The sequence below is a fragment of the Brevundimonas sp. AJA228-03 genome (assembly GCF_017795885.1).
Lineage (GTDB): Bacteria > Pseudomonadota > Alphaproteobacteria > Caulobacterales > Caulobacteraceae > Brevundimonas.
In genome coordinates this window covers 2,744,768-2,766,794 of record NZ_CP059297.1, presented here as the reverse complement: position 1 = coordinate 2,766,794, position 22,027 = coordinate 2,744,768, and the positions used below count along the sequence as shown (strand labels likewise).

Genomic DNA, 22,027 nt, shown 5'->3' with positions numbered 1-22,027 from the left:
TTGACAGGCAACGCCCTGAATGGCACCTGTCATATGACAGGCGCCTTGGTGCGCTGGAGGAAGCCAATGACAGGTTCAGCCTTGAATCCAGGATCTCCGCTTGTCGCCCCGCGCGCCGTTAACAGTGAGTCGGCCAATGACGGTCCCGTGCTTGACGCGATCATCATCGGCGGAGGCCTTGCAGGGTTGGCGGCCGCGCGGCACCTCAAGCGAAGGGGGGCCTCCCTGAGGGTCCTTGAGGCACGGGATCGGATTGGCGGGCGCGTTCAGTCTCAGCGCCTTACCAGCGGACACTTTATCGATTTGGGAGCCCAATTAATCGGCGACGCCCAGACGCGCATTTCTGCCCTGGTCGACGAGGTTGGACTGACGCGCGTGGCGCGCAACCACATGGGACAAACGGTTCATATTCCATCACCAGACGCAGAGCCCGTGCTTGCCCGCAGCGGCAGTCCGCCGCTCTCGTTGATCGGGAAGGTGGATGCGCTCCAAGCCCTCTGGGACTTCGATGGACGCCTAAAGTCCTTTCGAGCGGACATCGATCAGCTCGACGCGATGACCGCGGCCCATTTCATCGCGGACATGACGTTCACTCGCGCAACTGCGGCCTTGCTGGCCGGCTTTACCGAGGGGGAGTTGTGCGTCCCGCTCGACGACGTCTCGGCCTATGAACTGCTGGACCAGAGCGCATCGGTCGGTGGCTATGACGGCGAGCGCGCCTCCGCCGATTGGTATCTCGCCGAGGGCATGGCCCCCGTCGCCGATCACCTCGCCAGCGCCCTCGGCGGTGACCTCATTCTCAATGCTGCTGTGACAGAGATCGAACAGCACACCGAATGGTTCCGCGTCAGCGCTCGCCCGGGGACCTATCGCGCCCGCAACCTTGTCGTCGCCGTCCCGCCACAGCTGTATGAACAACTGGGACTGTTTCCACTCTTGCCGGCCGAACGCCGCAAGGTCCTTGCCACATACAGGCACGGCGAGGTGATCAAGACCATTCTCGTGTTTGAGCGCCCCTGGTGGAGGGACCGCGGTCTCTCCGGCGATGTTCTCAGCCCCGGCAGCATGTTCAACTCGGCGCTTGACGGATCGCCTGAAAATGGCGGCGTCGGCATCCTTGTCCTGTTCGCTACGGCCGCTGCCGCCCGGCGGCTCAGCCAGACGCGGGCAGAGTCTGACCGGATATCGAAGGCCATCGACTGGCTTAGGGGGCTTAGCGGTTGGCCCGTGCCGAATCCAATCGCTGCGCGCTCGATCGACTGGAACGCCGATCCGTGGTCGCTTGGCGGTTACGCCAGCCGTCGTCCAATCGGCGGATGGTCAGAGACGCCGGATCTCTTTGCCTCATCGCAGCGGATTCACTTTGCAGGATCGGAGACCGCGAACGAGTGGCGGTCCTTCATGGAAGGGGCGCTCCAATCTGCCGAGCGAGCCGCCGATGACGTGCTACGGGACCTCTCGACGTTGTAGCGCCAATGCGAACGTCGGTTAGGAATCATCTACACCACTGGTCATTCGCTGAATGAGTGGCAGGGTCCGGAATCGGCGAGAATCAGCCGGTGCGGTTTGCTGAGAGCAACGGCCATTGATCGCCGCATTTCAGACATCGGCCAAAGCTCGACTGGCACACAGAAATCAAAAGATCGCGCGAAGTTGAGCGGTTTGCGCGCTCTAAGCGCTTGATTTAACTGTTCGGCGTCTCAGTCGGTCCAATAATGTATTGGAAGGATTTGGCGCGGAAAAACTGAATAAAATGACGCAACTAGATCGTCGTTTTGCCACGGCCCCCATGATGGACTGGACCGACCGGCACTGCCGGGCGTTTCACCGCGCCCTGAGCAGGCGGGCCTTGCTCTATACCGAGATGGTCACGGCCCCGGCGGTGCTCCACGGCGACCGTGAGCGGCTGCTGGGGTTCGATGCGGTCGAGCATCCCGTGGCCCTGCAGCTGGGCGGGTCCGACCCGGATCAGCTCGCCGAGGCCGCCCGGATCGGGGCGGACATGGGCTATGACGAGATCAATCTGAACGTCGGCTGCCCGTCCGACCGGGTCCAGTCCGGGCGGTTCGGGGCCTGTCTGATGAAGGAGCCGGAACTGGTCGCGGACTGTATGGCGGCCATCGCCGGTGCCGTGGATGTACCGGCCACCGTCAAATGCCGGATCGGTGTCGACGATCAGGACCCGGCGGTCAGCCTGTTCGCGACCGTCGACGCCAGCGCCGCCGTCGGCGTGACCACCTTCATCGTCCATGCGCGGAAAGCCTGGCTGAGCGGTCTGTCGCCCAGGGAAAACCGCGACGTGCCCCCGCTCGACTACGCCCTGGTCCGACGGCTGAAGGCCGAGCGTCCGCATCTGACGATCTGCATCAACGGAGGCATCACCTCGCTGGAGGCGGCCGAGGCGCATCTGGACGGCGCGGACGGCGTGGTCCTGGACGGCGTGATGCTGGGCCGCGCTGCCTATCACGAGCCTGCCCTGCTGGGTCAGGTGGATCGCCGCCTGTTCGGCGAGGGGGCCGGGGACGTCGATCCTTTCACGGCCATCGACCGCTACAGGCCCTATCTGGCCGCCCGCCTGGCTGAGGGCTGGGGCTTGCACGCCATGACCCGCCACATGCTGGGCCTGATGCATGGCCGTCCGGGCGCGCGGGCCTTCCGCCGCATCCTGACCGTCGAGGCGATCCGGCCGGGGGCGGGGCTGGAGGTCGTGGATCGGGCGGTCGAGGCGGTCCGCGAGGCCGAGGCCCGCCGCGAGCGGGTGGGCGAGGCGGCCTGACCGCATCAGGGTAAACCCGTCATTAAGCCTGTTTCGGCTATCCGGGCGCATGACCCGTGCTCTCCTGATCGCCCTGTCCCTGTCGTCAGCCCTGACCGTGCTCGCCGCCGGATCCGCCGAGGCGCAAGGGCGCGGCCGCTCTCCGATCACCGCCGCCCTGAATCTGGGCACGCCCGGTGTGGGGGTGGAAGCGCAGCTCTCGCTGGGGCCGGTGTTCGTGCTGCGCGGCGGCCTCGACACCCTCGGCGTCCAGTTCGACCAGAGCTACAGCGATGTGGACTACAAGGGCCGGTTTGACTTCGATACGGTCTCGGCCTTCATCGACCTTCACCCCTTCGCCAACGCCTTCCTGATCTCCGGCGGGGTCTATGTCGGAGACCGGACCATCGACCTGAACGCCACGCCCAATGCGCCGGTCGAGCTCGGCGGGGCGACCTTCACCCCGGCCCAGGTCGGCACTCTGAGCGGCCGCATCAAGCTATCGGACACCGCGCCCTTCCTCGGGCTGGGCTATGACGACAGCTTCTATCGCGACCGGCGCTGGGGCTTTCGCGGTATCGTCGGCGTCGCCTACAGCGCGGAGCCGCAAGTGGGGCTGGATTCCACCGGTGGCACCCTGTCCAACGATCCGACGCTCCGCGCCCGCCTCAATCAGGAAGCCGCCGACATCCAGAAAGACGCCAGGGACCGGGGCCTGTTTCCCGTCGTCCAGCTGGGTGCGACCGTCCGTTTCTGATCAGGCTCGACGGGCTGTTCAGGCCGATCGAGCCAGTGTGGTTCGCTGGCGTGCATTGCCAAGTCGGCGTCCCGGCCATAGCGTTCGTCCATGTCCAGGATGGCCGATGACCCTGACACGCCGTTCGATCGGTTGTCGGATATCGACAGGATCTTGCTGCGCGGAGCCGCGATCGGGCTCAGCTCCAAGCAAATGGCCCCCATGGTCTCGCGGTCTCCGCACACGATCGACGACCGTCTCAAGGCCTTGAAAAACAAGCTTGGCGCCATCGATCGATTTCACGCGGGGCGGATGTTTCTGTCGCATGAGGCGGGTCATGACCCCCTCAAGGATTGGGGGGCCCAAGCATTGGGTCTGGGCGGCCATATCGAGCCGTCGGATTCTTCCTCGAAACGAGGAATGATCCATGGTCTCGCCGAAGACGACCCATCCTTCGACCGATATGTCGCTGCCCGACGTCTATCCCAGACGGACGCGCCCCGCGATCCGGCCCCTGGACGTGCCGCCCTTGCGAGGCCCGCAGGTCCGGCAGCTGACCGAGGCGCAGCGCGTTTTCGAGGCGGCCTTCCCGCCGATCCGGGCATCGGACAGCGACAGTCTGGTCCTGAACTGGGACGAGATCGAACGGCAGTATCTGGACCTGGTCGCGCCGTGGGATCTGCAGAACGCGATGTTCCGTATCCGGGAAGCCCGCAGGATGGCCGCTCTGGAATCGCCGGAGAAGACCTTCAGGTGGTTGCTGGTTCTGGCCCAGTCCTGCCCGGGCCTGGACGCCGAGGAGCCACCCTCTGGGACCGGGAAATATCTCCCGATGCCATAGATGCCGCCCGGCTGGCACGGGAAGTCCTGCTCGCAGCCCTGGTTTGCGCGGCGATCATCGCCCTGATCTCATTCGCGCTCGGGCAATTCTGAGGGTCGCCGGATTTGAGGCGGAGGACCGAAGCCTCAAGGTCTCAGCGTCAGGACTGTGGGTCGGGCCTCGAAGGCCGACAGGCGACCCAGATAGCTCATGCCCAGCAGGGAGTGCGGCAGCCCCTTCTCGACCACCAGGGCCTCTACCCGATCGACGCGCGCACCGGCGACAGCGACATGGCCCAGCTGGATCGAGGCGGCCTTTGCAGGTCCGGAGGCAGTCTCGACCGTCCGGGTGAAGTCGGCGGGTGTCAGGCGCAGGCCCAGTCGCAGGGCGTCCTCGCGGGTCAGGGCGACGACGCTGGCACCGGTGTCGACCAGCACACGGATGGCGTGGCCGTCGATGTTCGCCTCGGCCCAGAAGTGACCATCGGCGCTCTTGGCGATCTGGGCGGGCTGACCGGCGACGGGAACGACGACGGCCGGGGCGTTCGCAGCGCTCGGGGTCGCGGCCTCGGCCTCGCGCGGAGTCTGATGGCTCAGCACCCAGGCGACGCTCAGAGAAGACACGATCGCCATGCCCATGACGATCGCGGATTGCAGGTCGAAACGCACCAGGGGGACACCCACACCAACCGGCTGCCTCTGCGGCCGACCCATATCCTGCACGACCGGTGTTGGGATGCGGTGAATCGAGATGGCTCACGGCGGGTTAACGCCTCATGTGCCGCGCAGGGCAGGATCGATCCGGTCCCGGCGGGCCGGAAGTTCGCTCATGATAACGGCGCGTTCGTCGTCGCTCAGCCGGCTCCATCCGGCGATCTCCGACAGGGTCCGATAGCAGCCCAGACAGAGGCTGGAGGCCCCGTCGACGACGCAGACCTTGATGCAGGGGGTGGCTACAGGCCGTGGCGGCTGCGCGACAATCAGCGACATCTTTACGAAATATACTCCGCAATCGGATTAAAAACTTGCATTCTTCACCGCATGTGCGAAGGTGTCATCGACGCGAAACGACTAAGAGGGTGAGAACCCCTGCAAGCACGACGCGTCTCTTTTCATCGTTCATCGAAAGGAGACGCCACCATGAACGACCGAGACAAGAACCTGCAACATGCCATGATGTCCTTTGCCCTGTGGGGCGGGATGCTGGTGAACACCAGGGCCCCGCGCACCGACGATCGCGTGGTCAGCCAACGGTCCAATTTCGTGCCCTTCCGGTTCGACAGGAAGGACTGAAAGCAGCGCCTGAATGCAAAAAGCCCCGGCCATCGGCCGGGGCTTTCGCTTGTCGGGATCTCGCGATCAGGCCGCCGGGTCGGGGGCCTGCATCGAGCGGTCGGCCGGGACACCGATGTTGGGCGTGCGCGGCGCACCGGCCGTCTGGCCTGGCTTCATGAACTTGACCAGGACCCGCTGGCCGATCAGCAAGGGGGCGTCGTTGGCCGACACAACGACCTCGACCACGCGTTCGTCCGAGCGCTGGGACGGATCGTCCGACGCCAGCTTCCTCGCTCCGAACACGGCCGCGCGACGCAGGACCGACCCGACATAGACCTTGGTCGGATCGCCTTCGGGGGTGATCTCGACGGCCTGACCGACGCTGACGTTGGGGATGTCGCTCTCGACGATCTCGGCGCGGGCGATACGGGGGGCGACGGGCTCCAGATCGAACATGTTGGACACGTTCAGGGTCGAGGCCCCGGCGCCGGGATTGGCATAACGCCGCACGATCCGGCCGTCGGCGGGCGAGCGGATGACCGTCAGTTCGACGTTATAGGCGGCTTGATCGCGGCGGGCGCGGGCGGTCTGGACGGCGGCCTGCTGGGCCCCCAGTTGGGCCTGGGCGGTGGCGACCGCGTCGCGGGCCTGGTCCACGCGCTGGGCGGCCACGAAGTTGGTCGCGACCAGGGCCTGGAGCCGTTCCAGCTCGCGCTGTGCGGTGCGGATGTTGACCTGGATCAGGCGCAGCTGACTTTCGGCGGCGGCCAGGTCGGCAGACGCCGTCTGCAACGCCAGCCGGGCCTCGTCGTCTTCCTGACGGGCCAGGATCTGCCCGGCGACCACGGTGTCGCCTTCCTGGACCAGAACCTCGCGCACGATACCGCCACGACGGGCCGCGATCTGGATGATCCCGCCCTCGACGTCCACCTTGCCGTTGGCAATGGCGGCATAGGGGCTTTCGACCTTGGTCGCCTCGGCCTTTTCCGTTTCCGCCTTCTTCGCCGCACCCGCGCCCTGCAGGGCCATGAAGCCGACGACGACGACGATGATCAGCAGGATGCCGATCCAGAGCCATTTGTTCTTGAGGAAGGCGGGCATGCGGATGGGTCCTTCGAAAGGCGTCTAGTGCGAGCCGAGCGTGGCGTTGGGATTGGGCGTCCGACGCTCGTCGGAGATGATGATGCCGTCCTCGATCTTGATGACCCGGTCGGCCCATTCCTCAAGGCGCGGATCGTGGGTCACGCAGATGACGGCGGCCCCGTGTTCCGTGGCGGCCCGGCGAAGCAGGCGGATGACCACCTGGCCGTTCTCGCCGTCGAGGGCGGATGTGGGTTCGTCGGCGAAAAGGATCTGCGGGTCCTTGGCCAGGGCACGGGCGATGGCGACCCGCTGCTTTTCCCCACCGGACAGGGCGGACGGGCGCTGGTGCAAACGTGGACCCAGCCCCACCTCCTCCAGGGCCTGGATGGCGCGCTTCCTTGCCTGACCGGGCGTCAGGCCCTGGAACTGCAGCACCGTGGTGACCTGCTGCAGGGCGGTCAGGGCGGGGAACAGGTTGAACCCCTGGAAGATGAAGCCGCAGTGATCCAGCCGGAACCTGTCGATCCGGCTGGCCGACAGTTTCCACAGATCGTCGACGTCCAGGGTGTCGACCCGGCCTTGCTCCGGCCGCAACAGGCCGCTGAGGGCCGCGATCAGGGTGGACTTGCCGGAGCCGGATGGGCCCATGACCATGGTCAAGTCGCCGTGGCGGGCGTCGAAATCGACGCCTTTCAGCACCTCGACATAGGCCTTGCCCGACTTGAACCGCTTGACCAGGCCCTTGGCCTCGATCGCATAGTCGCCATGCTTGCCGTGGGCGGTGGTGTGGATGACGGGCTTGGGGTCCGGCGTGAAATCCATCATCGTAGCAGATCCGCCGGCTGGCTGTTCTTGAGGATGCCGAGGGACAGCAAGCCCGACAGCATGGCGATGATGATCAGCCCCCCGCCGACGATGACCAGAAGCATGGGCGGCAGGGCGATGATGACGGCCCCGGTCATGGCCAGCCACTGGACACCCATGGTCAGCAGAATGGCCGCCAGCACACCGACACAACCGACCCAGAAGCTGAGCTCCATGACGATGCGGTTCAGCGATCCCATGCCGACGCCCAGGGCCCGGAGCGAGGCGAACTCCTTGATATTGGCCATGATGGCCCCGCGCAGCGTCTGCCAGGTGATGGCGATGCCGATGATGGTGCCCAGCACCACGCAGCCGCCGATGATGATGACCAGAATGCCTTCCTCGAACATCGCCATCTGGTTGGCGTCCGCCAGTTCCTGGCGGGTCCAGGCCTTCCACTGGCCGTTGCCGGTCGCGTTCAGTTCGGCGGCGACGCGTTGGGCCTGGGCGGGATCGCGCAGCTTGACCATCAGGGGGCCGACGCTCGGGCCGGTATCGGCCTGACCGACCATCCGCAGGGTGTCGCGTGACATGATCACGGTGGACTGCATCATGTTGGGATAGCCGCGCGTGACCCCCACGACCGTGACGGTCTGGCCGTTGTACAGCGCCTTGTCGCCCAGCTTGACGCCCAGCTTGGTAATGGCCGTCTCGTCGATCGCAACGGTGTAGGGCTGACGCAGGGCATCGACCAGTTCCTGGGAATAGTCGGTCGGGATGGTCACGGCACCGGGGGTGGTGTCGATAATCAAGGCCTGGACGAACTGCTGACGTGGGGCGCCCTGCTTGGCCCGATCGGCCTGGGACATGGTGGGATCGATGTTCTTGACCGACTGGAAACTGCCGCCGGCCCCGTCCAGCGGCTTGACCTCCACGACCTCGGGATTGTTGTAGACGAGGGGGATGAAGCGGCGGGGCACGCCCGAAGGGCCGCCGATCAGCGACTTGGCACCCGGCTGCATGACGATGATGTCGGCACCGGAGCGCTCGATGGTCGCGGTAAAGCCCTTGCCGATGCCGATGAAGACTCCGGTCATCGCCAGAACCAGCAGGCCGGACAGGGCCAGGGCCATGACGGCGGCCATATAGCGGCGCCACTCGTAGAGCAGCGTTGAAAGTGCGAGCGACATTGTGTCTCGAAGGTCCCTGACTTGCGCCCTGTGTGAGGCCGGGCGCTGTTCGCTCCAAGTTAAATCGGGGTAAGGCAACGGTCGAGATGTGGTCACGCTTGCGAGCGCCCGGCACCCGGGCCTAGCTAGCGGTCAGATGACCACAGCCGCCGACCCGGTCGGCGAACGGGAGACGATCCATGAGTCTGCGTACCCTCAGCGCCGCGACCTCTGGCCTGGCCCTGGCCATCGCCGCCATCGGTTTCCAGCCGACCCCCGCCCGCGCGGATGAGGGCATGTGGACCTTCGACAACTTCCCGATCGCGCGGGCCAATGCGACGCTGGGGACCGCGATCGACCAGGCCTGGCTGGACCGGGTGCGGCTGAGCTCCGTGCGGTTCGGCGGGTGCTCGGCCGGGATCGTGTCGGGCGAGGGTCTGGTCATGACCAACAACCACTGCGTCGCGACCTGCGTGGCCAATCTGTCGACCCAGGCCCGGAACTATGCCGAGACCGGCTTCACGCCCCGCAACCGCGAGGAAGAACAGACATGCCCCGGTGGCACGGCCGAGGTCCTGACCGACATCAGCGACGTGACCGGGCGCGTGCGGGCTGCGGCAGCGGGCAGGACGGGCCTCGCCTTCAACCAGGCGCGCGACGCCGAGATCGGCCGGATCGAGCAGGAGGCCTGTGGCGCGGCGACCGACAAACGGTGCCAGGTCGTCAGCCTGTATCGGGGCGGTCAGTTCAAACTCTATACCTACAAGAAATACACCGACGTCCGCCTGGCCTTTGCGCCGGAGGATCGCGCCGCGACCTTCGGCGGCGATCTGGACAATTTCAGCTTCCCGCGTTTCGCCATCGATGCGGCCTTCATCCGGCTGTACGAGAACGGGGCCCCGGCACCGACCCCGACCCATTTCACCTGGAACGCGGACAAGCCGGTCGAGGGCACGCCCGTGTTCGTCTCGGGTTCGCCCGGTGCCACCCAGCGGCTGCTGACCATGGATCAGCTGGCGACGGTGCGCGACGTGGTCCTGCCGATGGACCAGCTGATCGCGTCGGAGCTGCGCGGGCGGCTGATCCGGTTCAGCGAGGAGAGCGAGGCGAACGCCTTCATCGCCATGGACCCGATCGTGGGGCTGGAGAACACCTATAAGCGCGGCCTGGGCCGGATGCGGGCGCTGACGGACCCCGCGTTCATGGCGACGCGGGCCGAGGGTGAGGCGGACTTCCGTCGTCGCGTCGCGTCCAACGCGGCGCTGACCCAAAGGGCGGCTGATCCCTGGGGGGCCCTGTCCACTGTGCAGCCGATCGCGCGCGAACTGTATCCCGCCATGGCCCTGCTGGAAGGCGGAACCGGCATCGGCACGACCTCCGTCGCGGGTGGGTCGCAGCTGTTCGCCTGGGCACGGACACTGGTCCGCGGTGCTCAGGAGCGGGCCAAGCCGTCGGCCGAACGCCTGCCGGAATACGGCGACGCGCGACTGTCTTCGGTGCAGTCGGCCCTGTTCGCCGAGCGGCCCACCTATCCGGCGCTGGAGCAGGTGCGGATGGAATGGTGGCTGTCCAAGACGCGCGAGTGGCTGACGGTCGACCATCCGGCTGTGCGCGGCCTGCTGGGCCGGGAATCGCCCGAACAGCTGTCGGCGCGGCTGGTTGAGGGCACGACACTGGCCGATCCGGAGGTGCGGCGGGCGCTGTGGGAGGGCGGGCTGGCCGCCATCGAGGCCTCGGATGATCCGATGATCCGCTATCTGCTGTCGATCCAGGACGAGACCCGCGCCATCCGCGCCGACTGGGAAACCCGGGTCCAGGCCCCGACCGACCAGGCCTCCGGGCGACTGGCGACGGCCCGGTTCGAGGCCTATGGCGACACCGTCTATCCCGATGCGACTGGCACCCTGCGCCTGACCTATGGGCGGATCGAGGGGTCGGACGTGCCCGGCCAGCGGTGGGGGCCCTTCACCACCTTCGCCGGCCTGTGGGACCGGGCGACGGGGGCAGCGCCCTTCGATGTCGCGCCGAAGCTATTGGCGGCGAAGGACCGTATCGATGCGGACACCGTGCTGAACATGACGGTGTCGTCCGACACCATCGGCGGTTCCTCCGGCTCGCCCGTGGTGACGGCGGCGGGCGAGATGGTGGGAGCGAACTTCGACTCCACCGTCCTGACCCAGCGCAACGCCTATGGCTATGACCGCAACGTCAACCGCAGCGTGATCGTGACCACCGGCGCGGTGACCGTGGCCCTGCGCGACGTCTATGACATGGGCCGTCTGGTCGAGGAGCTGGGCGCGCATTGATCGGACCGACGACCCGGATTTCGACCCTCGACGACCTGCCGGCCCTGCACCGGCTGATCGAGCGCGCCTATCGCGGCGAGACGGCCAAGGTGGGCTGGACCAACGAGGCCGACCTGCTGGACGGCCAGCGCACCGATGTCGAGGAACTGACCGAAATCCTGACCGACCCGGCGCGCATCATGCTGCTGGCCGAGGATGCGGGGGCAATGGTCGCCTGCCTCCAGCTGGTGGATGAAGGCGGCGGTACGGCCTATCTGGGCATGCTGTCGGTGGAACCCGAATTGCAGGCGGGGGGGCTTGGCCGCTTCATGATCGCGGCAGCCGAAGCCGAAGCCGTCGCCCGTTTCGGCGCGGACACCATGCGCATGACCGTCATCCGTCAGCGCCCCGAACTGATCGCCTGGTACGAACGCCGGGGCTATGTCCGGACCGGCGAGACCGAGCCGTTTCCATTGAGCGACGAACGCTTCGGCCTGCCGAGGCGGCAGGATCTGGAGTTCGTGGTGCTGGCGAAGGGGCTTTAATCCTTCTCCGCCAGCGACCGCCGCGCCGTCTCGAAATACTGCCAGCCGGTCCAGACGGTGGCGATGGCGGCGAACCAGATCAGGCTGTCGGCGACCAGCTGGAACTCGTCCAGATACTCGAAATCGAGGCCGAAGCTGTCCCAGTTGCGGGCGAACAGCTGGCAGCCCAGGGCGACCAGCTGGACCGTGGTCTTCCATTTGGCCAGCAGGGTGACCTCCAGCTTGACCCTGCCCGCCATGGTTTCGCGCAGGGCTGACACCGCGAATTCCCGGAACAGGATCAGGCCGCAGGGAATGGCGATCTGGGGCACCGACCCGGAGGTCAGGACGCCCAGGATGGCCCCGGTGACCAGCACCTTGTCGGCGATGGGGTCCAGGATCGCGCCCCAGCGCGTCTCCGCATGCCAGCGCCGCGCCAGATAGCCGTCGATCCAGTCGGTCGAGGCAGCGACGACGAAGATGTAGAAGGCCACGCGGTACAGGCCGAACTGGTCCTCGGGGCTCAGATAGGCCGACAGAGGGCCGAATCCCCCCGTCGCCCCCGCCAGGATCAGGAACATCACCACCCCCGCCGCCAGTCGAAGGCCGGTCAGGATGTTGGGGATCGGATTGGCATGGTGGGTGTGGGTCATGGGACGCTCCGATACCTCAAACGCGATCTGCCATGCTTTGCGCTCCGAAGCGAGACGTCTGAGTTCGCAGACCTAGCCCATGGCCTCGAACCGACCCGGGCCCTCAAGGGACCGCAGGACCCCGTCGGCGATGCCGAAATGAAGACCGCTCAGGGCCAGGGTCCCCGCAGCCTCGCGTTCGGCGATCCACGGAAAAGTGCGCAGGTTCTGCAGGGACAGGCGGACCACGGCCTCTTCCGAAACCTGTTCGATGTCTTCGGGCGAGCAGTCCTCGCAGACGCGACGAACCACCGGTGCCCCCTGTTGCACCCAGGGCGCGACAAAGTCCTGGCAGTCGGCGGGGGCCCCCGTGCGCATGGCGGCGACCCCGCCGCAGCGGGCGTGACCCATGACCATGATGCGCCGGACGTTGAGCACCTTCACGCCGAACTCCAGCGCGGCCGAGACGCCGTGCAGAAGGCCATCGGGCTCATAGGGGGGGACCAGATTGGCGACGTTGCGGACCACGAACAGCTGGCCGGGGGCGGCGTCGAAGATCAGGGCGGGGTCGGCCCGGCTGTCGGAACAGGCGACGACGAGGGTGTGGGGCTTCTGCCCGTCCGCGGCGAGCGCCTCGTACTGGGCCTTCGCCTCGGGCCAGTGGTTGTCGCGGAAGCGATGATAACCGGAGAGCAGGGCGGCACGGGAATGTTGGGGCATGGGGTCGGTACTCAGGTTTTTTTGATTGTTCACGACAACAGGTATATACCTGTGTGTACAGGGAGTGGTCATGACGATCTTGACGACAAGGGCATTCCGAAGCGGAAACAGCGAAGCCGTACGCCTGCCCAAGGGCTTCGCCTATGGCACCGATGTGGAACTCGAGATCGAGCGTATCGGCGAAGTCACAACCATTCGACCCAAACGGCCGTCGGTCGCCGAGATGGTGGCCAGGCTGCGCAGCCTTCCCAAACCCAGCGAAGTCGAAAAGCGTGAACCGATCGAGTTCCCTGAACGGCCCGGGCTTTGACCCGCTTTCTGCTGGACACCAACGTGGCCATCGGGCTTCGCGACGATGTCATGGAGGTTCAGGACCGGGTTCTGTCGCTGCAAGGCGAGGTCGCCCTGTCAGTCCTGACCCGGGTCGAGCTGGAAGGCGGTTCACACCGGGATCCGGCGGACGCGGATCGTAAGCGCGCCAGACTCGATACGCTTCTGCAGAGCCTGCCGGTGTTCCCGTTCGATGACGATGCCGCCGACGCGTATCGCGCTATCGTCCAGTCGGCCGGCTTCTCGCGCCGCAAGATCATCGACCGCATGATCGCAGCCCAGGCGATGTCCAGAGACTTGACGCTGGTGACCTTGAACGGCGCGGATTTCCGCGACATCCCGGGTCTCGACATGGTGGAATGGTAGCCCAGCCTTCGGGGCGGCCGTTCATCATGAGGTGATGCCTGGGAGCCTTGCTGCGCGTCTCTTATGGGTGGAAGGCGGCCCCTCAAGGGGATCTGTCGGAGCTTAACCATTGCGCCAGGGTGGGACTGATGGTGCGATGGAAGCTGAGCTTAACGGGGGTGGCCCATGGATCGGTTCGAATATGTGATGGTGATGGTGTCCATCATCATCGGTCTCGCGATGACGCACCTGCTCCAAGGGCTGGTGGAGGTTGCGCAGCGGCCCAAGCCCTTCCGGCTTCGTTCAATCCACCTCGTGTGGGTCCTCTTCATGCTGGTGACCATCGCGTTCTTTTGGTGGTGGCAGTTCAAGCTGCAGGCGCTTCAGGAATGGACCTTCGGCACCTACATCTTCGTCCTCGTATTCGCCTGCCAGATGTATTTCCAGTCGACGCTGTTGTTTCCCAAGAACCTCGGCCCCGACGTCGATCTAGACGAGTTTTTTCATCAGCACCGCGCCTGGTTCTTCGGGGTCAACGCACTGAGCCAATTGATCGACCTGGTGGATACCTGGCTCAAGGGCTCGGAGCATTTCCAGTCACTGGGGCCGGAGTATCCCATCGGGGTCGCGGTCCAGATCATAGGCAGTCTGATCGCTATCTTTGTCCCTGCCCGGGCCTTTCAATGGGTCTTCGCGCTAGGCTCGCTGCTCTATGTGCTTTCATTGGCGCTCAGGCAGTTCAATACCCTTGCCTAGGCGGTCGATCTGAGCGGACGCAGCGTTATCGGGACGACCGTAATGGGTGGAATCCGCTCCTGACCGTCGTGCCAGAGAGGCGACATTGGATCGCCCCCCCGCGCGATGCTCCATTATGACCCCCGGCCCCGCTTGCCGTCGATCAGGACCGCCTGTTGCCAGCGGCTCGGGGCCTTGTCGGTGCGGTGGATGCAGCCGGGCCAGCAGCAGGGGCGGCCCTTGCCTTCCCGCAGTTCCTCGGTGGTCCGGCCGATGCGGCGCTCGCGGGTCTTCGCCTGTTTCGCGTCCTCGACCCAGCAGATGAACTCATTGCGGCCCAGCGGCGTCAGCCGCTCCCACAGAGCCAGGATCGCGGGATCAATGCGCAGCGCCGCTTCCAGATCAGTCGGGACCGTGTGGACGGTGCCCTGGGACAGCGCGCTCATCGGGTGCCTCCACGGGCCGTCGCGGCCCAGCTCAGCCTAACGCTGATTGGCCGGATGGAAGAAGCCATAAATCCGCTCGGCCAGCGGCTGGTTGATCCCGTCGACCTTGACGAGATCGACAACCGCCGCCCGACTGACGCCCTTGGCGGAGCCGAAGGCGTGCAGCAGGGCCTTCTTGCGGCCGGGGCCCACGCCCTCGATCTCGTCGAGCGGGTTCTTCTTGATATCCATCGAGCGGCGGGTGCGGTGGGCCCCGTTGGCGAAACGGTGGGCCTCGTCGCGGAGCCGCTGGATATAGTAGAGAGCCGGCGACTTCAGCGGCATCATGAAGGGGGGCTTGCCGGGGACGAAGAACCGCTCCATCCCCGCATCCCGATCCGGCCCCTTGGCCACGCCGACGGCCAGGATGTCGTCCAGCCCGAGGTCGGCCAGCACCGCCTGGACCTCGGCCAGCTGCCCGGCGCCGCCGTCGATCAGCAGCAGGTCCGGGCGGACGACCTCCTCGACGCCTTCCTCCTCGTCCTTGACCAGACGGCCAAAGCGACGGCGCATGACCTCGCGCATCATGCCGTAGTCATCGCCGGGGGTCAGGTCCGTGCCTTTGATGTTGAATTTGCGGTACTGGGATTTCTGGAAGCCCTCGGGCCCGGCGACGATCATGCCGCCGACCGCGTTCGAGCCCTGGATGTGGGCATTGTCGTAGACCTCGATCCGCTCGGGGCGGCCCTCCAGCCCGAAGGCCTCGCAGACCTCGTCCAGGATTTTGCCCTGGGCCGAACCCTCGGCCATCTTGCGACCCAGCGCCTCGCGGGCGTTGGTGTGGGCATGATCGACGAGGGATCGCTTGTCGCCTCGCATCGGCCGTTCGATCGCGACGACGCGGCGGCCGTCCGCCTCCCGCGCCTTCATCGAAAAGGCCTCTTCCAGCAGTTCCTTCTCGAACGGGACGACGTTCGAAAGGATCAGGCGCGGGACCGGCTTGTCCTCGTAGAACTGGCCGAGGAAGGCCGACAGAATCTCGGCGTCGGTGTCGGACCTGTCCACGCGCGGGAAATAGGCCCGGCCGCCCCAGTTCTGGCCCCCGCGATAGAAGAAGACCTGGACGCAGGCCTGGCCGCCTTCGCTGAACAGGGCGAAGACGTCGGCCTCGGCCACGCTGTCGGCGCTGACCGAATTCTCCATGGTGATGGCGGACAGGGCGCGGATGCGGTCGCGGACGCGAGCGGCCTGTTCGAAGTCCATGGCCTCGGCCGCCGCGGTCATCTCGTCCGACAGCCGGCCGATGACGGCGCGCGACTTGCCGCGCAGGAACAGCGACGCCTCCTCGACCAGCTCGCCATAGTCCTCGAGCGAGATCAGGCCGGTACACGGGGCCGAGCACCGCTTGATCTGATGCAGCATGCAGGGCCGTGTCCGGGTCTCGTAGACGCTGTCCGAACAGGACCGCAGCAGGAAGGCCTTCTGCAAGGTGTTCAGCGTCCGGTTCACCGCCCAGGTCGAGGCGAACGGCCCGAAATAGTCCCCCGGCGTCGTGTGCGATCCGCGATGTTTGCGGACCTGCGGGGCGCGGTGGTCCTTGCGGATCATCAGTTCGGCGAACGACTTGTCGTCACGCAGGACCACGTTGAAGCGGGGTTTCAGCTTCTTGATGAAGTTGGATTCCAGCAGCAGCGCCTCGGTCTCCGACGCCGTGACGACCAGCTCCATCGACCGGGTCAGCGAGACCATCAGGCCGATGCGCTGGGTGTGGAACCGCCCCTGCGCATACTGCAGGATGCGCTTCCTGATGGAGCGCGCCTTGCCGACATACAGGCAGGTCCCGTCCTCGCCATACATGCGATAGACGCCCGGCTTGTCCGGCGCGCGCCGGGCCTCGTCGCGGATCAGCTCGGCAGCGACAAGGGGCAGGACGGGCGAATCGGGGGCGGGAGTCTCCGGGGTCATCGCGGCCAATATAGGCCTTCGCCCGCCGGAGCGAAGCCTCAGGGCTGCAGTCGACCCTTCGCCTTTTGCGCGGGGAACAGGATGTCCTTGTCCGGCCGGTCGACCTTTGATCCGGGGCGACAGACGCGGTGCAGGATGTGGCGGATGATGTTCAGCCGCGCCGCCTTCTTGTCGTCGGTGGCCACGACCGTCCATTCGGAATGCGGCGCGCCGGTCTCATCCAGCATCCGGTCGCGGGCCGTGGAATAGTCGCTCCAGCGTTTCTGCGCCTCGGCGTCGAGCGCCGAGACCTTGAATCGCTTCAGCGGATCGGAGGTTCGTTCTTCCAGCCGCCTGGCCTGCTCGTCGCGACTGATGTCGAGCCAGAACTTGATCAGGACCATGCCCGATCCGGTCAGCATCCGCTCGAAATGCGGCGCATCGTTCAGGAACTGCTCGTATTGCGCCGGGGTGCAGAACCCCATGACCGGCTCGACCCCCGCCCGGTTGTACCAGGACCTGTTGAACAGGACGATCTCGCCGGCGGCCGGCAGATGGGGGGCATAACGCTGGAAATACCACTGGCCGGTCTCGCGCTCGGTCGGCTTGGACAGGGCGACGACCCGGGTCTGGCGGGGTGACAGGTATTCGGTGATCCGCTTGATCACCCCGTCCTTGCCCGCAGCGTCACGCCCCTCGAACACGATCACGACTTTCAGACCCTGTTCGATGGCCCAGGCCTGGGTCGCGACCAGTTCGACCTGAAGGGCCTCCAGCGCCTCTTCGTAGTCGTCTTTCTTGCCCATGCGGGATACTCCGTGTTCGGCCACAGTTTCGGGCAGTTTGGCAGCGCCGTCGAGAGCGCGACATGCGAAACAGGCCGGCCGCGATTGTTACCCTTTACGCACCCGTCCATTGTGGTCGGGCATGAAGCGTGACTTCGCCGACTTCTGGAACCTGATGTGGGAGGCGATGCTCGGCGTGTGCGCCGTCTTCGCGCTGCTGAACGCCTTCGCCCCGCCCCAGGACCTGTTCTGGAAGCCGCTGGACCTGAACCAGCCGGTGGGTCGGGCGACGGCGGCCAGGGTCGCCGATTTCGCGGTCGCGCCCGGTGCAGCGCCCGAGGAGATCGAGGGCGCGACCGATGCCTGTCTCCAGACCCTGCGCGACGCTGGCGTCGAGGTGAAGCGCGCCGTGGACGTCGATGACGGCGGCTTCTGTCAGGTGCGCGGCGCCGTCACCATCACGGGCGGGGCGGTCACCCCGCTGAAGCCCGGTGATCTGACCATGCAGTGCCCGCTGGCGGTCCGCTATGTGATCTGGGACCGTCAGGTGCTGCAGCCCGCAGCCCGGTCGGTCTTTGGTTCGCGCGCCGTGGCGGTGAACAACTCCGGCACCTATGCCTGCCGCCGGATCTATGGCTCGACCGACGTCGCCGACCGGCCCAGCGAGCATGCGCGGGCCAATGCCCTGGATGTGGCCTCGATCACCCTGGCGGACGGGCGCACGGTGTCGGTGGAGGCGGACTGGAGGGGCGACGGCCCACAAGGCGCGGCAGGCCCGGTTTTCCTGAAGCGGCTGCGCGACGGGGCCTGCCGGGTGTTCTCGACCGTCCTGACGCCCGACTACAATGCGGCGCACAGAAACCATCTGCACCTGGACGGCGCCCCCCGGTCGCTCTGCGTTACCGGACCGCATTAGCCACGCTCGCCTTAACGGCGAATCGTTTCGGGTTGACCGCGCCTTCACTCCGCGAGAAAACAGGCGCGCAATCCGGATTTCGCGTGGGGTCCAAACCCGCGTTTCGCTCCTTCGCCTGAACGAGCTGTCCAGATGGGTTGTCGGGCCCCCTCGTAAGGGCGTCCGCCTGGAAAAGCGCGTTTATGGAGACGCAACAATGGCGACCGGTACGGTCAAGTGGTTCAACCCCACGAAAGGCTTCGGCTTCATCCAGCCCGAAAGCGGCGGCGCAGATGTGTTCGTTCACATCACCGCCGTCCAGAAGGCTGGCCTGACGGGCCTCGATGAGAACGCCAAGGTGTCCTACGAGCTGGAATCCCAGCGCGGCAAGACCTCGGCCGTCGATCTGAAGCTGCTCTGATCCTCTAGGATCGGGGTCGCTGGACGACCATCAGGCGGGCGCGGGACCTTCGGGTGCCGCGCCCGTTTTCGTTCTGGCCCCCATGGCGGCTGACCACTGCGCCAGCACGATCGCGCACAGGACCAGCGCACCGCCCAGGGCCTGAACCGGCGCCAGGGTCTCGCCGAAGATGAGCCAGCTGAGCCCTGCGGCGACCAGCGGCTGGATCAGAATGGTCACCGCCGTGATCGAGGCCGGCAGTCGGCCCAGGGCCCAGGCGACCCCGCCCTGGCCGGCCACATGCATCAGCCCCATGGCCACGCAGGCGGCCCAGCCCGCCGCCGTCGCCGGGATCATGTCCTCGCCCAGCAGCAGCGCCACCCCGCCCATCAGCGGCAGCCCGGCCAGCGTCGCCCAGAAGGTGACCCTGAGCGCGCCCGCGGTGGTCCGTGCCTGTTTCACCATCAGGAAATAGCCCGCGTACCAGACCGACACCGTCAGCGAGAGGATGTCGCCCAGGATCGGGTGGGTGCCCTGTCCGCCCTCGGCGGCCGCCGCCATGGCAAAGGCCCCCGCCATGGCCAGGGCCAGCGCCAGAAGGAACAGCCGGGCAGGCGTCTCCTTGAAGAACAGCCAGCCGATCAGGGTCACGACCACCGGCGTCAGATTGCACAGCACCGTGGCGTTGGCGACCGAGGTCATGACGATGCCATAGTGCCAGAACGACAGGTCCAGGGCGAAGAACAGCCCCGCCAGCAGCATCCATTTCGACGGCCGGGCGATCCCTTCGCCGCCCGGCCGGGACAGGATCAGGACCAGCAGCGGCAGGGCGAACATGAACCGCCAGAACCCCGCCGCCGCCGGGCCTGTCTCGGTCAGACGAACGAGAATGGGGGCCAGCCCGAGGATGCTGGCGGACACCAGCACGACCAGCAGCGGAATCAATCGGGGGGCGGGGGGCGTCATGCGAGGTCACTAGCGTGTCCCCTCTCCCCACGGGAGAGGGAAAGCTACGCGAACCCCAGCTCCGCCCTCAGCTCCTGCGGCGTCACCCCCGCCTCGCGCAGGGCCATGATCGTTACCGATCCGTCCCGTTTGGCATAGCGTTTCCCGTCCGGGCCCAGCAGCAGGGGGTGATGGCGATAGACCGGGGTGGGCAGGTCCAGCAGGGTCTGCAGCAGGCGCTGGACCGAGGTCGCGGGGATCAGGTCCTCGCCCCGCACCACATGGGTCACGCCCTGCAGCGCGTCGTCGACGACCGAGGCGATGACATAGCCGGCGCCGATGTCCTTTCGCCCCAGGACCATGTCGCCCAGCGCCTCGGGCCGGGCGGTCCGCGTGCCCGGATCGGCCGTTTCCTCGACCCAGGTCAGGGCTTCGAACCCGCCCAGCCGTGCCCGCGCCGCCGCGAGCGACAGCCGCCAGGCGAAGGGTTGGCCGGCTGCCAGCCGTTCGGTCTCCTCGCCCGGATCCAGCGGGCCACCGGCAAAGGCATGGGCATCGGCAGGATCGTCGTCATGGGGCGCGACGCCGGCCAGGGCCATCAGCTCCTTTCGCGTCCGGAAGCAGCGATACAGCACGCCCTGACCCCGCAGCCGCTCCAGCGCCGCGTCATAGGCCGCGCGGTTGTTTGACTGCCGCCGGACCGGCTCTTCCCAGTCCAGGCCCAGCCAGGCCAGGTCCTCCAGCAGGGCGGTCTCATATTCCGGCCGACAACGGGTGAAGTCGGTGTCCTCGATCCGCAGCAGGAACCGTCCGCCCGCCTCCCTTGCGGCCGTCCAGGCCGTCAGGGCCGAAAAGGCGTGACCGCGGTGCAGAAGCCCGGTGGGGGAGGGGGCGAAACGGGTGACGAAGCTCATTGCCGGGCGCACGGGCCCGGCGGTTTTCGGCTGCTGTCGTCCGAAGGGGCAGACGCGGGGGTGATCGGAGCGGCGAGATCGTCCAGACTGGGCATGGCCGGACGCTACCGTTCCACGGCCGCGCTTGTCGACAAGGACGTCATGCCCATCACGCCTGCTGAACTGGCCGCCGCGCGCGAGACCCTGGCCCGGCTCGACCCGGCCCTGGCCCGCGTCGATGCCGGGACGCCGCCGTTCGAATGGCGGGTGCGTCAGGCCGGCTTCGTCGGCCTGTTCCGCATGATCGTGGAGCAGCAGGTGTCGGTGGCCTCGGCGGCCTCCGTCTGGGCGCGGCTGCAGGCGGGTCTGGGCGAGATCACGCCGGCCAATCTGCTGGCTCACGATCTGGACAGTCTGCGCGGCATGGGCCTGTCGCGGCAGAAGGCGACCTATGGCCAGGGCATGGCAAGGGCGCAGATGGACGGCACCATCGATCTGGAGCATCTGGCCACACTGGACGATGCCTCGGCGATCGAGGCCCTGGTCGCGCTGAAGGGCGTCGGTCTGTGGACGGCCGAGGCCTATCTGTTGCTGTGCGAGGGACGGACCGACGTCTTCCCCGGTGGAGATGTGGCGCTGCAGGAGGCCATTCGATGGGCCGACGGCACTGAGACCCGGCCTGACACGAAGGCAGCCTATGCCCGGGCCGAGGTCTGGCGGCCGTGGCGCGGCGTGGCGACCCACCTGCTGTGGGCCTGGTACACCGGCGTGAAGAAGGGCGAGATCGTGCGGGATGATCCCGCATGACGACGCTGGTCGATCCGACGCTGCTGACACCCGCCCTGGCGCATCCCGAAACGGTGCTGGGCGCGCTCGACTTCGCGGGCGTGGCGGTCTTCGCCGCGACGGGAGCGCTGGCCGCCGCGCGCGAGAAGCACGACCTGGTCACCTTCGGATTCTTCGCCGCCATCACCGGCGTCGGCGGCGGGACCCTGCGCGACCTGCTGATCGAGGCGCCGGTCTTCTGGGTCCAGGACTGGCGCTATATCGCCGTCTGTCTGGCCAGCGCGGCGGTCGTCTGGATCATCGGGGCCGGGGCCTGGCGGTTTCGGGCCCTGCTGTGGCTGGATGCGATCGGGCTGGGCGCCTATGGCGTTCTTGGCGCGGCCAAGGCCGAGGCGTTCGGCGTCCCGCCGCTGATCTGCATCGTCATGGGGGGGCTGACGGCCTGTTTCGGCGGGATCGTGCGCGACATTCTGGCCGGCCAGCCGTCGATCCTGCTGCGCCGGGAGATCACGGTCTCGGCGGCCCTGCTGGCGGCCACCGTCTACGTCGTGGCGCGGCTTCTCGGGCTGGACAACTGGCCGGCCGCGGCCATCGCGGCACCCGCCGGCTTCCTTCTGCGCGGCGGGGCGTTGATCTGGGGCTGGAGCCTGCCGGGCTTTCCCGGAGGCTTCGTCCGAAAGAGCTAGTCACGAAACCGATGCAAGCCCGTCATGGCGGCGCGCACGAATCGGGGATAGGCTGG

Annotated in this window: 26 protein-coding genes; 14 read left to right on the top strand and 12 right to left on the bottom strand. The window is 66.8% G+C overall.

Annotated elements, in window-relative coordinates:
* Positions 1–147: 147 nt before the first annotated feature.
* The 4 genes from HZ989_RS13855 to HZ989_RS13840 all read left to right on the top strand — a co-directional run bounded on the left by HZ989_RS13855 (position 148) and on the right by HZ989_RS13840 (position 4,332).
* Entirely contained in the window at positions 148–1,470 is a 1,323-nt protein-coding gene (locus HZ989_RS13855) for an NAD(P)/FAD-dependent oxidoreductase (protein WP_209321382.1), read from the top strand.
* 319 nt (positions 1,471–1,789) lie between these two features.
* Positions 1,790–2,776, top strand: coding sequence for a tRNA dihydrouridine(20/20a) synthase DusA (dusA, locus tag HZ989_RS13850; RefSeq protein WP_245162541.1), 987 nt, complete (start codon positions 1,790–1,792; stop codon positions 2,774–2,776).
* A 49-nt stretch (positions 2,777–2,825) separates the two neighbouring features.
* Positions 2,826–3,512, top strand: coding sequence for a hypothetical protein (locus HZ989_RS13845; RefSeq protein ID WP_209321380.1), 687 nt, complete (start codon positions 2,826–2,828; stop codon positions 3,510–3,512).
* 406 nt (positions 3,513–3,918) lie between these two features.
* The gene (locus tag HZ989_RS13840; RefSeq protein ID WP_209321379.1) at positions 3,919–4,332 is read left to right on the top strand and encodes a hypothetical protein; all 414 of its coding nucleotides are present in this window, start codon (positions 3,919–3,921) and stop codon (positions 4,330–4,332) included.
* Between the two features lie 125 nt (positions 4,333–4,457).
* Here the strand turns inward: HZ989_RS13840 and HZ989_RS13835 are convergent, their stop codons facing one another.
* Entirely contained in the window at positions 4,458–4,982 is a 525-nt protein-coding gene (locus HZ989_RS13835; RefSeq protein WP_245162540.1) for a TIGR02281 family clan AA aspartic protease, read from the bottom strand.
* Between the two features lie 102 nt (positions 4,983–5,084).
* A complete protein-coding gene (locus HZ989_RS13830; protein ID WP_209321377.1) occupies positions 5,085–5,300 on the bottom strand; it encodes a DUF1289 domain-containing protein in 216 nt (71 codons plus the stop codon).
* Between the two features lie 150 nt (positions 5,301–5,450).
* Between HZ989_RS13830 and HZ989_RS13825 the strand changes: the two genes are divergently transcribed.
* Positions 5,451–5,603, top strand: coding sequence for a hypothetical protein (locus HZ989_RS13825; protein ID WP_209321376.1), 153 nt, complete (start codon positions 5,451–5,453; stop codon positions 5,601–5,603).
* Positions 5,604–5,669: 66 nt separating this feature from the next.
* Here the strand turns inward: HZ989_RS13825 and HZ989_RS13820 are convergent, their stop codons facing one another.
* Genes HZ989_RS13820 through HZ989_RS13810 form a run of 3 tightly spaced genes read right to left on the bottom strand, consistent with a single transcriptional unit; the run spans position 5,670 to position 8,662 of the window.
* Positions 5,670–6,686 (bottom strand): HlyD family secretion protein, encoded by a 1,017-nt coding sequence (locus HZ989_RS13820; protein WP_209321375.1) that lies wholly within the window; start codon positions 6,684–6,686, stop codon positions 5,670–5,672.
* 24 nt (positions 6,687–6,710) lie between these two features.
* On the bottom strand, positions 6,711–7,493 hold the full coding sequence (locus tag HZ989_RS13815) for an ABC transporter ATP-binding protein (RefSeq protein ID WP_209321374.1): 783 nt from the start codon (positions 7,491–7,493) through the stop codon (positions 6,711–6,713).
* The gene (locus HZ989_RS13810) at positions 7,490–8,662 is read right to left on the bottom strand and encodes an ABC transporter permease (RefSeq protein ID WP_209321373.1); all 1,173 of its coding nucleotides are present in this window, start codon (positions 8,660–8,662) and stop codon (positions 7,490–7,492) included. Before HZ989_RS13810 ends, HZ989_RS13815 begins: the two co-directional genes overlap by 4 nt.
* A 179-nt stretch (positions 8,663–8,841) precedes the next feature.
* Here HZ989_RS13810 and HZ989_RS13805 point away from each other — a divergent pair, with 179 nt between their 5' ends.
* Both HZ989_RS13805 and HZ989_RS13800 read left to right on the top strand, forming a co-directional pair.
* Positions 8,842–10,947: a S46 family peptidase gene (locus tag HZ989_RS13805; protein ID WP_245162380.1), complete on the top strand. Its 2,106-nt coding sequence runs from the start codon at positions 8,842–8,844 to the stop codon at positions 10,945–10,947.
* Positions 10,944–11,471, top strand: coding sequence for a GNAT family N-acetyltransferase (locus tag HZ989_RS13800; RefSeq protein WP_209321372.1), 528 nt, complete (start codon positions 10,944–10,946; stop codon positions 11,469–11,471). The genes HZ989_RS13805 and HZ989_RS13800 overlap by 4 nt, the downstream gene beginning before the upstream one ends.
* On the opposite strand, the gene pgsA is transcribed toward HZ989_RS13800, so the two are convergent.
* Positions 11,468–12,103 carry a CDP-diacylglycerol--glycerol-3-phosphate 3-phosphatidyltransferase gene (gene pgsA / locus HZ989_RS13795; protein WP_209321371.1) on the bottom strand — a complete coding sequence of 212 codons (636 nt, stop codon included), beginning with the start codon at positions 12,101–12,103 and terminating at the stop codon, positions 11,468–11,470. The genes HZ989_RS13800 and pgsA overlap by 4 nt on opposite strands.
* A 72-nt stretch (positions 12,104–12,175) precedes the next feature.
* On the bottom strand, positions 12,176–12,802 hold the full coding sequence (locus HZ989_RS13790) for a carbonic anhydrase (RefSeq protein WP_209321370.1): 627 nt from the start codon (positions 12,800–12,802) through the stop codon (positions 12,176–12,178).
* 70 nt (positions 12,803–12,872) lie between these two features.
* Here HZ989_RS13790 and HZ989_RS13785 point away from each other — a divergent pair, with 70 nt between their 5' ends.
* From HZ989_RS13785 to HZ989_RS13775, 3 genes are all read left to right on the top strand, one after another.
* Positions 12,873–13,112: an antitoxin gene (locus tag HZ989_RS13785; protein ID WP_209321369.1), complete on the top strand. Its 240-nt coding sequence runs from the start codon at positions 12,873–12,875 to the stop codon at positions 13,110–13,112.
* A complete protein-coding gene (locus tag HZ989_RS13780; RefSeq protein ID WP_245162379.1) occupies positions 13,109–13,498 on the top strand; it encodes a PIN domain-containing protein in 390 nt (129 codons plus the stop codon). Before HZ989_RS13785 ends, HZ989_RS13780 begins: the two co-directional genes overlap by 4 nt.
* A gap of 165 nt (positions 13,499–13,663) precedes the next feature.
* Positions 13,664–14,233, top strand: a complete 570-nt coding sequence (locus tag HZ989_RS13775) for a hypothetical protein (RefSeq protein WP_209321368.1) — start codon at positions 13,664–13,666, stop codon at positions 14,231–14,233.
* Positions 14,234–14,346: 113 nt separating this feature from the next.
* On the opposite strand, the gene HZ989_RS13770 is transcribed toward HZ989_RS13775, so the two are convergent.
* Genes HZ989_RS13770 through ppk2 form a run of 3 tightly spaced genes read right to left on the bottom strand, consistent with a single transcriptional unit; the run spans position 14,347 to position 17,387 of the window.
* Entirely contained in the window at positions 14,347–14,658 is a 312-nt protein-coding gene (locus HZ989_RS13770; RefSeq protein ID WP_209321367.1) for a YdeI/OmpD-associated family protein, read from the bottom strand.
* 36 nt (positions 14,659–14,694) lie between these two features.
* Positions 14,695–16,602: an excinuclease ABC subunit UvrC gene (uvrC, locus tag HZ989_RS13765; protein ID WP_209323138.1), complete on the bottom strand. Its 1,908-nt coding sequence runs from the start codon at positions 16,600–16,602 to the stop codon at positions 14,695–14,697.
* A gap of 38 nt (positions 16,603–16,640) precedes the next feature.
* The gene (gene ppk2, locus HZ989_RS13760) at positions 16,641–17,387 is read right to left on the bottom strand and encodes a polyphosphate kinase 2 (protein WP_209321366.1); all 747 of its coding nucleotides are present in this window, start codon (positions 17,385–17,387) and stop codon (positions 16,641–16,643) included.
* Positions 17,388–17,508: 121 nt separating this feature from the next.
* Here ppk2 and HZ989_RS13755 point away from each other — a divergent pair, with 121 nt between their 5' ends.
* On the top strand, positions 17,509–18,282 hold the full coding sequence (locus HZ989_RS13755) for an extensin family protein (protein ID WP_209321365.1): 774 nt from the start codon (positions 17,509–17,511) through the stop codon (positions 18,280–18,282).
* Positions 18,283–18,478: 196 nt separating this feature from the next.
* Entirely contained in the window at positions 18,479–18,682 is a 204-nt protein-coding gene (locus tag HZ989_RS13750; RefSeq protein ID WP_077356590.1) for a cold-shock protein, read from the top strand.
* 30 nt (positions 18,683–18,712) lie between these two features.
* Here HZ989_RS13750 and HZ989_RS13745 read toward each other — a convergent pair whose 3' ends face one another.
* Together HZ989_RS13745 and gluQRS are read right to left on the bottom strand one after the other, a co-directional pair.
* The gene (locus HZ989_RS13745; protein WP_209321364.1) at positions 18,713–19,627 is read right to left on the bottom strand and encodes a DMT family transporter; all 915 of its coding nucleotides are present in this window, start codon (positions 19,625–19,627) and stop codon (positions 18,713–18,715) included.
* A gap of 44 nt (positions 19,628–19,671) precedes the next feature.
* A complete protein-coding gene (gene gluQRS, locus HZ989_RS13740) occupies positions 19,672–20,520 on the bottom strand; it encodes a tRNA glutamyl-Q(34) synthetase GluQRS (protein ID WP_209321363.1) in 849 nt (282 codons plus the stop codon).
* 93 nt (positions 20,521–20,613) lie between these two features.
* Between gluQRS and HZ989_RS13735 the strand changes: the two genes are divergently transcribed.
* A complete protein-coding gene (locus HZ989_RS13735) occupies positions 20,614–21,306 on the top strand; it encodes a DNA-3-methyladenine glycosylase (protein ID WP_245162378.1) in 693 nt (230 codons plus the stop codon).
* Positions 21,303–21,971, top strand: coding sequence for a trimeric intracellular cation channel family protein (locus tag HZ989_RS13730; protein ID WP_209321362.1), 669 nt, complete (start codon positions 21,303–21,305; stop codon positions 21,969–21,971). The genes HZ989_RS13735 and HZ989_RS13730 overlap by 4 nt, the downstream gene beginning before the upstream one ends.
* Positions 21,972–22,027: the final 56 nt, after the last annotated feature.

Coding starts and splice junctions, on each gene's coding strand:
- HZ989_RS13845 (WP_209321380.1), top strand. CDS start 2,826: ATGACCCGTGCTCTCCTGATCGCCCTGTCCCTGTCGTCAGCCCTGACC.
- HZ989_RS13830 (WP_209321377.1), bottom strand. CDS start 5,300: ATGTCGCTGATTGTCGCGCAGCCGCCACGGCCTGTAGCCACCCCCTGC.
- HZ989_RS13750 (WP_077356590.1), top strand. CDS start 18,479: ATGGCGACCGGTACGGTCAAGTGGTTCAACCCCACGAAAGGCTTCGGC.
- uvrC (WP_209323138.1), bottom strand. CDS start 16,602: ATGACCCCGGAGACTCCCGCCCCCGATTCGCCCGTCCTGCCCCTTGTC.
- pgsA (WP_209321371.1), bottom strand. CDS start 12,103: ATGACCCACACCCACCATGCCAATCCGATCCCCAACATCCTGACCGGC.
- HZ989_RS13840 (WP_209321379.1), top strand. CDS start 3,919: ATGGTCTCGCCGAAGACGACCCATCCTTCGACCGATATGTCGCTGCCC.
- HZ989_RS13745 (WP_209321364.1), bottom strand. CDS start 19,627: ATGACGCCCCCCGCCCCCCGATTGATTCCGCTGCTGGTCGTGCTGGTG.
- dusA (WP_245162541.1), top strand. CDS start 1,790: ATGATGGACTGGACCGACCGGCACTGCCGGGCGTTTCACCGCGCCCTG.
- HZ989_RS13790 (WP_209321370.1), bottom strand. CDS start 12,802: ATGCCCCAACATTCCCGTGCCGCCCTGCTCTCCGGTTATCATCGCTTC.
- HZ989_RS13815 (WP_209321374.1), bottom strand. CDS start 7,493: ATGATGGATTTCACGCCGGACCCCAAGCCCGTCATCCACACCACCGCC.
- HZ989_RS13785 (WP_209321369.1), top strand. CDS start 12,873: ATGACGATCTTGACGACAAGGGCATTCCGAAGCGGAAACAGCGAAGCC.
- ppk2 (WP_209321366.1), bottom strand. CDS start 17,387: ATGGGCAAGAAAGACGACTACGAAGAGGCGCTGGAGGCCCTTCAGGTC.
- gluQRS (WP_209321363.1), bottom strand. CDS start 20,520: ATGAGCTTCGTCACCCGTTTCGCCCCCTCCCCCACCGGGCTTCTGCAC.
- HZ989_RS13735 (WP_245162378.1), top strand. CDS start 20,614: ATGGCCGGACGCTACCGTTCCACGGCCGCGCTTGTCGACAAGGACGTC.
- HZ989_RS13810 (WP_209321373.1), bottom strand. CDS start 8,662: ATGTCGCTCGCACTTTCAACGCTGCTCTACGAGTGGCGCCGCTATATG.
- HZ989_RS13805 (WP_245162380.1), top strand. CDS start 8,842: ATGAGTCTGCGTACCCTCAGCGCCGCGACCTCTGGCCTGGCCCTGGCC.
- HZ989_RS13770 (WP_209321367.1), bottom strand. CDS start 14,658: ATGAGCGCGCTGTCCCAGGGCACCGTCCACACGGTCCCGACTGATCTG.
- HZ989_RS13825 (WP_209321376.1), top strand. CDS start 5,451: ATGAACGACCGAGACAAGAACCTGCAACATGCCATGATGTCCTTTGCC.
- HZ989_RS13755 (WP_209321365.1), top strand. CDS start 17,509: ATGAAGCGTGACTTCGCCGACTTCTGGAACCTGATGTGGGAGGCGATG.
- HZ989_RS13820 (WP_209321375.1), bottom strand. CDS start 6,686: ATGCCCGCCTTCCTCAAGAACAAATGGCTCTGGATCGGCATCCTGCTG.
- HZ989_RS13775 (WP_209321368.1), top strand. CDS start 13,664: ATGGATCGGTTCGAATATGTGATGGTGATGGTGTCCATCATCATCGGT.
- HZ989_RS13730 (WP_209321362.1), top strand. CDS start 21,303: ATGACGACGCTGGTCGATCCGACGCTGCTGACACCCGCCCTGGCGCAT.